6 protein-coding genes and 4 pseudogenes are annotated in these 12,540 nt (G+C 63.3%); 5 read left to right on the top strand and 5 right to left on the bottom strand.

Features of this window, described 5'->3' with window-relative positions; genetic code table 11:
• Positions 1-118, top strand: a pseudogene (locus BVER_RS30085) (IS5/IS1182 family transposase); the annotation flags it as partial.
• Here BVER_RS30085 and BVER_RS11850 read toward each other — a convergent pair.
• The 3 genes and pseudogenes from BVER_RS11850 to BVER_RS11840 form a co-directional block, all read right to left on the bottom strand.
• Positions 88-1,053: an ABC transporter ATP-binding protein gene (locus BVER_RS11850; RefSeq protein ID WP_050453466.1), complete on the bottom strand. Its 966-nt coding sequence runs from the start codon at positions 1,051-1,053 to the stop codon at positions 88-90. The pseudogene BVER_RS30085 and the gene BVER_RS11850 sit on opposite strands and share 31 nt — an antisense overlap.
• A gap of 24 nt (positions 1,054-1,077) precedes the next feature.
• Entirely contained in the window at positions 1,078-2,169 is a 1,092-nt protein-coding gene (locus tag BVER_RS11845; RefSeq protein ID WP_050453465.1) for an ABC transporter substrate-binding protein, read from the bottom strand.
• A gap of 132 nt (positions 2,170-2,301) precedes the next feature.
• Positions 2,302-3,205, bottom strand: a pseudogene (locus BVER_RS11840) (LysR family transcriptional regulator).
• A gap of 161 nt (positions 3,206-3,366) precedes the next feature.
• On the opposite strand from BVER_RS11840, the gene BVER_RS11835 reads away from it, so the two are divergent.
• The 4 genes and pseudogenes from BVER_RS11835 (at position 3,367) to BVER_RS11820 (ending at position 10,147) form a co-directional block, all read left to right on the top strand.
• Positions 3,367-4,395 carry a DUF1338 domain-containing protein gene (locus tag BVER_RS11835; protein WP_050453469.1) on the top strand — a complete coding sequence of 343 codons (1,029 nt, stop codon included), beginning with the start codon at positions 3,367-3,369 and terminating at the stop codon, positions 4,393-4,395.
• A 13-nt stretch (positions 4,396-4,408) separates the two neighbouring features.
• On the top strand, positions 4,409-7,381 hold the full coding sequence (locus BVER_RS11830; RefSeq protein WP_050453464.1) for an FAD-binding and (Fe-S)-binding domain-containing protein: 2,973 nt from the start codon (positions 4,409-4,411) through the stop codon (positions 7,379-7,381).
• An 81-nt stretch (positions 7,382-7,462) separates the two neighbouring features.
• Positions 7,463-8,950, top strand: a pseudogene (amaB, locus tag BVER_RS11825) (L-piperidine-6-carboxylate dehydrogenase).
• Positions 8,951-8,965: 15 nt separating this feature from the next.
• Positions 8,966-10,147 (top strand): aminotransferase-like domain-containing protein, encoded by a 1,182-nt coding sequence (locus BVER_RS11820; protein WP_050453463.1) that lies wholly within the window; start codon positions 8,966-8,968, stop codon positions 10,145-10,147.
• Here the strand turns inward: BVER_RS11820 and BVER_RS11815 are convergent.
• Positions 10,144-11,094, bottom strand: coding sequence for an NAD(P)-dependent oxidoreductase (locus BVER_RS11815; RefSeq protein WP_050453462.1), 951 nt, complete (start codon positions 11,092-11,094; stop codon positions 10,144-10,146). The genes BVER_RS11820 and BVER_RS11815 overlap by 4 nt on opposite strands.
• Positions 11,095-11,146: 52 nt before the next feature.
• Positions 11,147-12,490 (bottom strand): annotated as a pseudogene (locus tag BVER_RS36245) (MFS transporter).
• Positions 12,491-12,540 lie beyond the last annotated feature (50 nt).

Raw genomic sequence — 12,540 nt, 5'->3', positions numbered from 1 at the left:
CCGTAAGCGCAATCTCGTTGAACGCTTCTTTAAGCGTATCAAGCATTTTCGTCGCGTCGCCACTCGATATGACAAACTCGCCCACAGCTACCTCACCTTTGTCTCCATCGTGTCTGCTCGGGCCGCTTGTAAATGTGAACAGGACCTAGTGAGATCGTCGGTGGCGAGCCGCAGGCTTTGCGGGCGCACCATCACCTGCACGGGCGTGCCCGCAACCAGACGGCCGTCGTGACGTCGCGCGATGCCCGTGCCGGGCATGTCGTTCCAGCGCACGGTGACTTCATCGCCCGATGCTTCGATCACGGTGCCCGCGAACAGATTCGATTCGCCGATGAAATCCGCGACGAAAGTCGTACGCGGCCGGAAGTACAAGTCCTCCGGCGTGCCGAGTTGCTCGATGCTGCCCGCGCGCATCAGGCAGATGCGATCGGACATCGTCATCGCTTCTTCCTGATCGTGCGTGACGTAGATGATGGTTGTGCCGAGTTCGCGATGGATACGGCGAATCTCGAACTGCATCTGATCGCGCATGCGTTTGTCGAGCGCGCCGAGCGGTTCGTCCATCAGGATGATCTTCGGCTCATAGACGATGCAGCGCGCCAGCGCAATGCGCTGCTGCTGACCGCCCGACAACTCGCGCGGCAGACGATGCGCGACGTGTGGCAGATCGACCATCTCCAGCGCGCGCTTGACCATCGCGTTGCGACGCGCGGCGTCGATGCGCCGCAAACGCAGCGGAAACGCGATGTTCTCCGCCACCGTCAGATGCGGAAACAGCGCGTAGTTCTGAAACACCATGCCGATGCCGCGCTTGTGCGGCGATTGATCGGTGACGTCGGCGTCGCCGATCAGGATCGCGCCTTCGTCCGCTTCCGTGAGGCCGGAAATCAGACCGAGCAGCGTCGTCTTGCCCGAGCCGGACGGCCCGAGCAGCGTCAGAAATTCACCCGCCTGCACGGACAGACTGGTCGGATGCAGCGCGACGAAATCGCCGTAGCGCTTCTCCAGTTGCCGCACTTCGAGCAGGCTTGCGCTCGCGTGAGTCGTGGCCATCTTGCGTTCCTCTTACTCAGCGTCTCAGGCGAGAATCCAGTCGTTGAAGCGTTCGATGGCCGCATCCTGATGCGCCGGCCAGTACGACGGATCGATGCGCACGCCGCGCTTCAAATTCTCCGGCAGCGTCGGCAGATTCTTCGCGCGCGCGGCGGCGATGAACTGGAAGGCATCGGGATGCGTCGGGCCGACCGCGAGCGCGTTGGCGACATCGGCCTGACGCTTCGGGTCCGCGCAGAACGCGACGAAGCGACGGCACGCGTCGAGGTTCTCGCCGCCCTTCAAAATGCCCCACGTTTGCGGACCATAGACGTGACCGTTCCACGAGATTTCGAGCGGCGCGCCGCCTTCGATCGCGGGCAGCACGCGCGCGAGCCACGTCGACGCCAGCGCGACTTCGCCCGATTGCAGCAACTGCTCGCACTGCGCGCCGCTGGTCCACCAGATATCGACATTCGGCTTGATGCGGTCGAGGCTCTTGAAGGCTTTGTCCAGATCGCACGGATAGACGCCGGTATGCTGCACGCCCGATGCCATCAGCGCTTCTTCGATGGTGTCGAACGGGAACTTGCGCAGCGCGCGACGGCCCGCGAAGCCCTTCACGTCCCAGAAGTCCTGCCACGACGACGGCGACGCGCCGTTCTTCTTCACGTCCTTCCGATACGCCATGACGGTCGTGTACACGTTATGACCGATCGCATATTGATCGATAAACTGCGCGGGAATCTTCGCGATGGCCGGGTCTTTATCGAGCGCGACGGGTTCGAGATACGGCTTCGCGCCGCGCGACAGGAAGTAGATCGCGGGGAAGCTCAGTTCGGCCATGTCCCACGTTTTCGCGCCGGTATCGACGATGCTCTTCACCTGCGCGGTCGGCTCGGCATTCGATGCCACGCCGACCACTTCGATACCCGTCGCGGCCTGAAACGGCTTGTAGAGCGCGCGCGTGTAGACGTCGGTGTAGACGCCGCCGGAATCGCGCACCACGAGCCGCTTCGAGGCGGCCTTCGACGATGTCCAGATCGCGGGCATGGCAAGCCCTGCGGCCGATGTGACGCTCAAGCGGATGAAATCTCGACGCGAAGCGCTCGACGGCTTCTTCTGATCCTGTGCCATATGAAAACCCGATGAAATGTGGAAAGACGACGGTCAGGGTCCATCGTCCTTTCATCGGGACATTGCGCCAAGCGAGATAAAAACAAAACATGATGCGCTTTGCTCATGACGCGATGCACAGAATGTCGGTGCTCACGTCGCCGCTTTATTGGTCCACGCGCTCGCCTGTTCGAGCAGCCAGGTCCTGAAGATTTCGAGCGGCCGGCCATGACTCAGTTCGGTCGGATAGACGAGATAGTAGGCGGCATCGACGCGCGTGGTGGCATCGAAGGGAATCACGAGGCCGAGCGCATCGAGCTGATCGCTGACGAAGAACTTCGGCACCAGCGCGACGCCCAGGCCCGCCGCCGCCGCGCTGATCAGCATCGTGTGCAGTTCATAACGCACGCCTTGCATGGTCGATGCCTTCCACGCCGAGATCGGCGAACCAGCGCGCCCAGCCATCGGGCCGCGTGGTCGAATGCAGCAGCGGATAGCGCAGCAATTCGTGCGCGTGACCGATCGGCTCCGTCAACAGCGAAGGCGCGCAGACCGGCACCACTTCCTCGCCGAACAGATAGTCCGACGATGTGTTGGGCCAGGTCGGTTTGCCGTAGTGAATCGCCGCTTCGAAATGCGATTCCTCGAACGAGAACGCATCGGTGCGCACGCCCATGTTGACGCACACATCCGGCGTGCGGTCGTGGAAGTCCTTCAGGCGCGGAATCAGCCACTGCGAGGCGAAGGTCGGCAGCACGGCGAGTTCGAGATATCCGCCGCCGCCGTGCGCGATGATCGACAGCGTGTCGCGATCGAGTTGTTCGAGCGAACGGCGCACCTGCGTGCCGTAGATGCGCCCCGCGCGCGTCAGCACGACGCGCTGCTTAGTGCGCACGAACAGACGCACGCCGAGATTGCCCTCAAGCGTGGCGATCTGCCGGGAAATCGCGCTTTCCGTGAGGAACAGTTCCTTGGCGGCGTGAGTGAAGCTCTCATGGCGCGCGGCCGCTTCGAAAGCGAGCAGCGCGCCCATGTTCGGGATCTTGAACTTGCGCATAAGTCAGTAAGCGAACCGGCCTGAATGGCCGAGGTCATTCCAAACACTCATCAAGTGACAATTTAATCTCGCTAGACGCGTGCGGCAACGAATCAAAATAATGCGGACCAGTCATGAGCGCGCTTTCTGCTCCTTATCCGGCAATTCATTCCGATCTCGACATGCGCAACCCCAATATCGAACGTTTGCTTAGCGGTTTTCTCGGGCAAGACAAGACCGACTTTCTGTTTTCGACGCTCAACATGCCGTCGATCTTCGCCGACTGGGAAGCCGATGCCGTCACGCGCGCCGAACTCGCGCAGGCGATGAACATGGCGCTGTTCGAAGGCCTGTTGCAACGCTCGCCGAACGGCCGTGCTTATACGGACGAAATCGTCGCGAAGGGCGGCTCGGTGTTCTTCGACCACGGCGCGCTGCGCACGGTGCGCTGGGCGAACAACGGCGCGCTGCCGCCGGGTGAAGCCGCCTTCACGCGCATTCTGAAGCCGCTCGGTTTCAGCGCCAGCGGCCGCTATCCGCTGGACAAGCTGCGCATGATGGGCCGCACTTACGCCCACGACGACGCGCCCGATGAAATCGCGCAGTTCTTCGTGAGCGAGTTGTATCCCGAGCGTTTTTCGCAGGAATTCCAGCAGTGCGTGAGCAATGTGCTGCAAACGTCGAAGGATCCGCTGACGCCGCGCGCGGTGTCGCTGTTGTGGGAACTGGAGCGCGACGGCTCGTTGCCGATCGAATCGGCGCAGGAACTGCTGCCGGTGATTGTCGGCGCGTTCGAGCGTCAGCATGACGTGCCGAGCGAATCGGATTACGACGCGCTGCTGCTCGAATCGGCGGAAATGGCGTGGATTGCGACCGAGGGCAATGCTTTCAATCACGCGACGGACCGCGTCGCCGACGTCTTCGCGCTCGCCGAAGCCGAAAAGGCCAAGGACCGTCCGATGAAACCCAAGGTCGAACGCTCGCGCTCCAACCGTGTTTTCCAGACGGCGTATCGTGCGGATACGGTGGAACGCGAATTCCGCGCCGCCGATGGCCGCCGCGTGACGCGCAAGGTGCCCGGCTCGTTCTATGAGTTCATTACGCGCAAGCGCGAGTTCGATACCAAGACGGGCAAGTGGAAGATCGATCTGCGTTTCGATGCAGGCAATGCACAAGGCATCTTCAAGATGACCGCGAGCGCGGCGAAGTAATCTCACGCAACACATGAAAGAGAAACACGCAGTGAAGCCAGCCACGCCGTTCGAAGCCAGCCCCGATTTATTGCGCACGCTCGAAGCCGGGCTCAAGGCCGCGTTGCGCGGCGAAGTCCGTTTCGATGCGGGATCGAAGGCGCTGTATTCGTCGGATGCGTCGAACTATCGGCAAGTGCCGATCGGTGTCGTCGTGCCCGCCGATATCGACGATCTCGCCACCGCGCTCGCCGTCTGTCATCAGCACGATGTGCCGTTTCTCACGCGCGGCGGCGGCACCTCGCAAAGCGGACAATGCGTGAACGTCGCGGTGGTCGCGGACGCGAGCAAGTACGTGAACCGCGTGTTGTCCATCGATGCCGACGCGCGCACCGCGTTCGTCGAACCGGGCGTGATCTGCGACACCTTGCGCGATGCCGCGAACGCGCACGGCCTGACCTTCGGTCCCGATCCGGCCACGCACAGCCGCTGCACGCTCGGCGGCATGATCGCCAACAACTCGTGCGGCGCGCACTCGGTGATGGCGGGCAAGACCGTCGAGAATACCGAAGCGCTCGAAGTCGTCACCTACGACGGCGCGCGCTTCTGGGTCGGGTCGACCAGCGACGACGAACTCGCCGAGATCATCGAACAAGGCGGACGGCGCGGCGAAATTTATCGCGCGCTGCGCGATCTGCGCGACCGCTACGCCGATGCGATCCGCCGCGAGTTTCCCAACATCCGCCGCCGCGTGTCGGGCTTCAATCTCGATCAACTGTTGCCGGAGAACGGCTTCAATGTCGCGCGTGCACTGGTCGGCACGGAAGGCACGTGCGCTATCACGTTGCGCGCGAAAATGCGCCTCGTGCATAGTCCCGCGCATCGCGTGCTGGCGATCGTCGGCTTCGCGGATATCTATCTCGCCGCCGACGCCGTGCCGCATTTCGAGCGCTTCGGGCCGATCGCGATCGAAGGTCTGGATCGCAACATCATTCGCGGCTTGCAGGCGCGCAATCTGAAGGCCGATGAAATCGCGATGCTGCCCGAAGGCGATGCGTGGGTCGTGCTCGAATTCGGCGCCGACGATGCCGTCGAAGCGCTTGAACGCGCGCGCGCCGCGCAGGCCTATTTCAACGCGGGCAAGGCGGGCGTCGAGACCTCGTGCGCCGTCGTCGAGGCGAAGGCCGATCAACAGCGCGTCTGGTCGATCCGCGAAACTGGCGCGTCGGCGGTGGCCTTGTCGATCGATCCGTCGCGGCCCGATCCGGTCGTCGGCTGGGAAGACGCGGCTGTCGATCCGATGCGGCTGGGCGATTATCTGCGCGCGTTTCAGGCGCTGGTCGATCGCTACGGTTATCAGACGAGTCTGTATGGTCACTTCGGCGATGGCTGCGTGCATGCGCGCATCACCTTCGATCTGCAGAACGCGCAAGGCGTGAGTACGTGGCGCGGCTTCTTGCGCGAGGCGGCGCAACTGGTGGTGGACTTCGGCGGTTCGCTGTCGGGCGAACACGGCGACGGCCAGGCCAAGGCCGAGTTTCTGCCGGTGATGTACAGCACCGATATCATCCGTGCAATGGAAGATTTCAAGGCGATTTGGGATCCTAAGAATCGTATGAATCCGGGCAAGGTCGTGCATCCGTATCGCGCCGACGAAAACCTGCGCATGGGACCGGCCTACAAACCCGTCACGCTGACGACCAAGCTTACGTTCAATAGCCGCGAAGGCAACGGCCTGCAACGCGCGATGGAGCGTTGCATCGGCATGGGCAAGTGCCGCTCGCTCGATGGCGCCACCATGTGCCCGAGCTTTCGTGCGACGCGCGAGGAACGGCAATCGACGCGTGGCCGCGCGCATCTCTTCTGGGAGATGATGCAGGGCGACGTGATCAAGGACGGCTGGAAGAGCCGCGAAGTGAAGGAGGCGCTCGATACCTGTCTTGCCTGCAAGGGCTGCAAATCCGATTGCCCGACACATACGGATATGGCGTCGTACAAGGCCGAATTCCTCTCGCAGTTCTACGAGCATCACAAGCAGCCGAGACAGGCGTTCTTCATGGGACGCATCGGGGCATGGGCGCCGCTCGCGAGCCGCTTTCCCGCGCTCACCAATCTGCTGACGTCCGCGCCGGTGGTCGGTTCGATCAGCAAGTGGGCGGCGGGCGTCGCGAACAAGCGGCGTTTGCCGGTGTTCGCGAAGGAGACGTATCGCGCGAGCGCTGTCAGGCGGCATCGCGCGAATACGCATGGCAAGAGGATCATCCTCTGGGTCGATACCTTCAACGATCACTTCACGCCCGATGTCGCGCACGCCGCCGCGAAAGTGCTCTATGCGCTCGGCTACGACGTCGTGCTGCCGAAGAAGCGTCTGTGCTGCGGCCGTCCGCTCTACGATTACGGTCTGCTCGACGAAGCGCGCGCGCTCTTGCAGCAGGCCGTGACCGAACTCGCGGACGATATCCGCGCGGGCGTGCCGATCGTCGGACTCGAGCCGGGCTGTCTGTCCGTATTCAAGGACGAATTGCTCAAGCAGTTGCCCGACGATGCGCTCGCCGCGCGTCTCTCGCAGCAGACGCATCTGTTCTCCGACTTTATCGCCGATGCCGATTTCGACTGGCCGTTGCTCGATGCAAATGTGCTCGTGCATGGTCATTGCCATCAGAAGGCGCTGTTCGGCATGAAGCGCGAAACCGCCTTGCTCGACAAGCTTGGCGTGCGCTGGAAACTCGCCGACACCGGCTGCTGCGGCATGGCCGGATCGTTCGGCTTCAACGCGGAACATTACGATCTGTCGATGAAGATCGCCGGGCAGAAGCTGCTGCCGATGGTGCGCGCGGCGGAAGCGGACACGCTGATCGTCACCAACGGTTTCAGTTGCCGCGAGCAGATCGAACACGGCGCGGGACGTCATACGCTGCATATCGCGCAGCTTGCGTTGCGCGCGCTCGAAAGCGGCATGCGCCACGCGCCCGCGTCGAGCGCATCTACGGCCACGCTTGATGCGTGATGCGCATCAAGTCGTGCAACTTACTCGTTTGAATCCGCGCATTCGGCTTCGCACAATGAGCGAAGCACTCAAGGAGCCAGCATGAAAGCATCGAATATTCTCTCGGAACTGGGCATTTCGCATCTGGCCGAAGCCGGCGATATCGCGGTTCATTCGCCGATCGACGGCGCGTTGATCGGCCGCGTCGCGAGCCAGTCCGCCGCCGACGTCGACCGCGCGCTCGCCGATGCGCAAGCCGCTTACAAGACCTGGCGCAACGTGCCCGCGCCGCGCCGTGGCGAACTCGTGCGCATCCTCGGCAATAAGCTGCGCGAGAACAAGCGCGCGCTCGGCAGCATCATCACGCTGGAGACGGGCAAGATCCTGCAGGAAGGCATGGGCGAAGTGCAGGAAATGATCGACATCTGCGACTTCGCGGTCGGGCTGTCGCGGCAACTGTATGGCCTCACGATCGCGTCCGAGCGGCCGGGGCACCGGATGGCGGAAAGCTGGCATCCGGTCGGCGTGTGCACGGTGATCTCCGCGTTCAACTTTCCGGCGGCCGTGTGGTCGTGGAACGCGGCGCTCGCGCTGGTGTGCGGCAACGCGGTGCTGTAGAAGCCGTCGGAAAAGACGCCGTTGACCGCGCTCGCCGTCGACCGCATTTTGCAGGACGCCATCAAGGAATTCGGCGATGCGCCGCAAGGTTTGACGCGCGTCATCAACGGTGGACGCGAGATCGGCGCGCAACTCGTCGCCGATGCGCGATCGAATATCGTCAGCGCGACGGGCAGCACGGAAATGGGCCGCACGGTCGGCGTCGAGGTGGCGCGCCGCTTCGGCCGTTCGATTCTCGAACTCGGCGGCAATAACGCGGGCATCGTGTCGGAGACGGCGGATCTGGAACTCGCCTTGCGCGGCATTCTGTTCTCGGCGGTCGGCACGGCGGGTCAGCGTTGCACGACACTGCGCCGTCTGTTCGTATACCAAAGCATTTACGATGCAGCCGTCGCGCGTCTGAAGACGCTGTATTCGAAGGTCCGTATCGGCGATCCGCTCGAAGCCGGCACGCTGATGGGCCCGCTGATCGACGCGGCGTCGTTTGAACGCATGCAGGCCGCGCTCGCGCAGGCGAAGCAGGAAGGCGGCACGGTGACGGGCGGCGAACGCTTCGCGGTCGAAGGCAAGGAGAACGCGTATTACGTGACGCCGGCCATCGTCGAGATGCCATCGCAAACGGCGGTCGTGCTGAAGGAAACCTTCGCGCCGATTCTCTACGTGCTGAAATACGGCGCGTTCGATGAAGCCATCGACGCCAACAACGCCGCCGTGCATGGCCTGTCCTCATGCGTATTCACTACCGACCTGCGCGAAGCCGAGCGCTTCCTGTCGGCATCGGGCAGCGATTGCGGCATCGCGAACGTGAACATCGGGCCGAGCGGCGCGGAGATCGGCGGCGAGAAGGAGACCGGCGGCGGACGCGAATCCGGCTCGGATGCATGGAAGGGCTACATGCGCCGCGCGACCAACACGGTCAACTATTCGTCGGCGTTGCCGCTTGCACAGGGCATCGACTTTTCCATCGAGTAAGCGGACGACGCGGCCATGTATCCGTTCACTGCGCCTTTCGACAATCCCGCCGGTTCGCCGATTCGCGAATTGTTCAAGTATCTCGGCGAGCCGGGCATGATCTCGTTCGCGGGCGGTTATCCCGCCGCCGAACTGTTCGATGCGGAGGGCCTTCAGCGCGCCACCGAGCAGGCGTGGCGCGCGCCCGCGAAGTGCCTGCAATACGGCCCGACCGATGGCCTGCCCGAGCTCAAGGACGAGATCATCGCGTTGATGCGTCAGCGCGGCGCGGCGTGCGCGGCGGCGGAACTCGTCGTGACGACGGGCTCGCAGCAGAGCTTCGATCTGCTGTTGCGCGTGCTGGTCGCGGCGGGCGATACGGTGCTCACCGAACAGCCCGCGTATCCGGCGACGGTGCAGGCGCTGCGGTTGCAGCAGGCAAACGTCGTGACCGTACCCGTCGATGCATACGGCATCGACACGGATCGTCTCGCCGCGCTGCTCGATTCGGGCACGGTGAAAGCGCCGAAACTGCTCTATACGGTGCCGACTTTCGCGAATCCCACCGGCGCGACATTGACGCGCGAGCGGCGTCTCGCGTTGCTCGCGCTGGCGGCGAAGCATCGCTTCGTGATCGTCGAGTACGAGCCTTATGCCGAGTTGCGCTTCTCGGGCGAAGGGGTGCCATCGCTGCTTGCATTGAGTGAGCAGGTGCCGGGTTCGCGCGATTGGCTCGTGTACTTCGGCAGTCTGTCGAAGATCATCGCGCCGGGGTTGCGTGTGGGCTGGACGGTCGCGCCGAAGGAGATCGCGCGGCGCTGCGTCGTGGCGAAGCAGACGGTCGATCTGTGCAGCTCTCCGCTGACGCAGGCTATCGCGGCGGCGTATCTCGCGCAAGGTTCGCTCGATACGCATCTGCCGCGCATTATCGAGGCGTATCGACGCAAATGCGAGACGCTATGCGACGAGATGGCGCGCGTGCTGGATGGCGCGATCGAGTTTCATCGGCCGGAGGGTGGCATGTTCGTGTGGGCGCGCTGCCGTGCGGGCGATTCGTCGGCGCTGCTGAAACGCGCGATCGACAACAAGGTGCTGTTCGTGCCGGGTCGCGCGTTCTATGCGGACAACGTCGATGAAGCGACCTTGAGGCTGTCGTTCACCGCGCCGTCCATCGACGATATCCGCGAAGGCGTGCGGCGTCTGGCGATATCGCTTTAAGCCGCGTTGGCGACCACATCGCGCGGACCTTCGATGTTGAAGTGACGCGCGAGCGCATCCACCACGTTTTCCGCCATGCGCCGGCGCGTTTCTTCCGTGCCCGAGCCGATATGCGGCGTGAGAATCACGCGTCGATCCTCGATCAACGCTTCGGGCACGGCGGGTTCGTGCTCGAAGACATCGAGCGCCGCGCCCGCGATCTTGTCCTCTGCGAGCGCCGCGATCAGCGCCGCTTCGTCCACCACCGGCCCGCGCGCGATATTCACGATAAAGCCGCGCGGCCCGAGCGCATCGATCACGTCTGCATCGACGAGATGGAACGTCGCGGGCGAGAGCGGGCAGGTGAGGATCAGCATGTCGCTGTCGTGCGCGAGACGCTTCACGTCGTCGTAATACGGCATGTCGACCGGCTTGCGATTCGGGCCGAAATACGCGAGTTCGGAGCCGAACGCCTGCAAGCGCTTCGCGATTGCCGTGCCGATCGTGCCCAGCCCGACGATGCCCACCTTCATGTTCGAGATCGAACGCCCGAGCGGATATTGCGATTGCGCGGGCCAGCGTCCGGCGCGCACGAAGGCATCGGCGTTCACGAAGTCGCGCGTGATCGCGAGCGCAAGACCGACCGCCGCATTGGCGACGTCCTCGGCGAGAATGTGCGAGGTGTTTTCGATCTTGATGCGTCGCGCCTTCGTGGCCGGGATGTCGACATTGTCGAGCCCAGCGCTATAGCTCGAGATGATTTCGAGCGCGGGCAATGCGTCGAGCAAGGCGGCATCGATCCTGGTCTTGCGCAGCGCGATACCGCGCACTTTCTTCCCGTGCTCGCTCAGGAAGGTGGAAATTGATTCGGTATCCTTTGGAAAATCGAGCACGTCGAATAACGTGTCGAGTTCGTCGTGCGCCCACTCGGGCAACGCTGCCGCGTTGAGGATGATCGGCTTGGCCATATGCTTGCAAAAAATTAAAGAAAGGCGTTGAACGGGAGAGGGCGAGCCGCGCTCAACTCACCTTCACACGTTCGATCTTACCCATGAACAGCAAATAGATCACGGCGGCGACGAGACAATGCGCCGCGACGAAGTACAGCCCGACGTTATAGCCGCCGGTCGCCTGCACGATATACCCGAACACAATCGGCGTGACGATGCCGCCGATATTGCCCACGCAATTGAACACCGCGCCCGCCAGACCCACGGCTTCGCGCGGCGCGGTATCCCTGACGATGGCCCAGGTGCCCGCGCCCGCCGCCGCGCCCTTGCCGAAGAACGCGACCGTCATCAGCATGACGATCAGCAGGTTGCTTTCGGTGAAGGCCGACAGCACGATGCAGCAGCCCACTGCCATGCCGACGATATAAGGCGTCTTGCGCGCCCACGACACGCTCCAGCCGCGCCGGATCAGCCAGTCGGAAATCACGCCGCCAGCGATGCCGCCGAGAAAGCCCGCGATGGCGGGAATCATCGTTGCGAAGCCGGCCTGCATCACATTCATGCCACGCGCCTGCACGAGATAGATCGGAAACCACGTAATGAAGAAATAGCTCAGCGCGATGGTGCAATACTGGCCGATATACGCGCACCACAGCATGCGGTTGCCGAGCAGCGTGCGCACGACATCGCCGGAGACGGCCGGGCGCGCCTGCAATTCGTGCTTCGAGTCGATATCGATCATCGCGCCGCCCGCGACGATATGATCCAGCTCCGCCGCCGACATGCGCGGATGCTTGCGCGGTTCGTGCATCATCACATGCCACAGTCCTCACGACGCGATGCCGATGATCCCGAGCGCGAAGAACGGCACGGGCCAGCCGAACTTCGACGTGAGCCAGCCCGCGAAGGGCGAGAAGATGGCGACCGCGAAATACGAGGCGGACGCGAACAGCGAGGTCGCGAGTCCGCGTTCGTCTTTCGGGAACCACATCACAGCGACGCGGCCGTTGGCGGGGAAGCTCGGCGCTTCGATCAAGCCGAGCGCGAACAGCAGGCCGAGCGCGATCGACAGATCGGAGGTCACGTTGCCGACGAAGCCGACCAGCATCGTCGCGATCGACCAAAGCACGAGCGTGGCGCCGTACATCTTCTTGGTGCCGAGCCGGTCGAGCAGCAGTCCGCCGGGAATCTGTCCGACGACATACGCCCAGCTGAACGCTGACAGCACGTAGCCCAACTGCACGTGATTCAGGCCGAATTCCTTAGAGATGCCGGGACCGGCGATCGAAAGAATCGCGCGGTCCGCGTACGCGACGGTCGCGAGCAGCAGAATGGTCGCGAGCACGCCGTAGCTGGTGCGCGTCATGCGCGCCGAGTCCGTCGATATATACTGGGTCGTTCGTTCCGAAGCCATCGATATCTCCTCTTTCATGTCCCTCGACCGGCGCGCGCCGGTTGAACGCG

The sequence above is a fragment of the Candidatus Burkholderia verschuerenii genome (assembly GCF_001189365.1).
In the GTDB taxonomy this organism is placed as follows: domain Bacteria; phylum Pseudomonadota; class Gammaproteobacteria; order Burkholderiales; family Burkholderiaceae; genus Caballeronia; species Caballeronia verschuerenii.
Note: the sequence above shows the minus strand (reverse complement) of the source record. Positions and strands in the feature narration are given on the sequence as shown.

Excerpts from the sequence above, each read along its gene's own strand:
- BVER_RS11850 (WP_050453466.1), bottom strand. The coding sequence starts at position 1,053 with ATGGCCACGACTCACGCGAGCGCAAGCCTGCTCGAAGTGCGGCAACTG.
- BVER_RS11845 (WP_050453465.1), bottom strand. The coding sequence starts at position 2,169 with ATGGCACAGGATCAGAAGAAGCCGTCGAGCGCTTCGCGTCGAGATTTC.
- BVER_RS11835 (WP_050453469.1), top strand. The coding sequence starts at position 3,367 with ATGCGCAACCCCAATATCGAACGTTTGCTTAGCGGTTTTCTCGGGCAA.
- BVER_RS11830 (WP_050453464.1), top strand. The coding sequence starts at position 4,409 with ATGAAAGAGAAACACGCAGTGAAGCCAGCCACGCCGTTCGAAGCCAGC.
- BVER_RS11820 (WP_050453463.1), top strand. The coding sequence starts at position 8,966 with ATGTATCCGTTCACTGCGCCTTTCGACAATCCCGCCGGTTCGCCGATT.
- BVER_RS11815 (WP_050453462.1), bottom strand. The coding sequence starts at position 11,094 with ATGGCCAAGCCGATCATCCTCAACGCGGCAGCGTTGCCCGAGTGGGCG.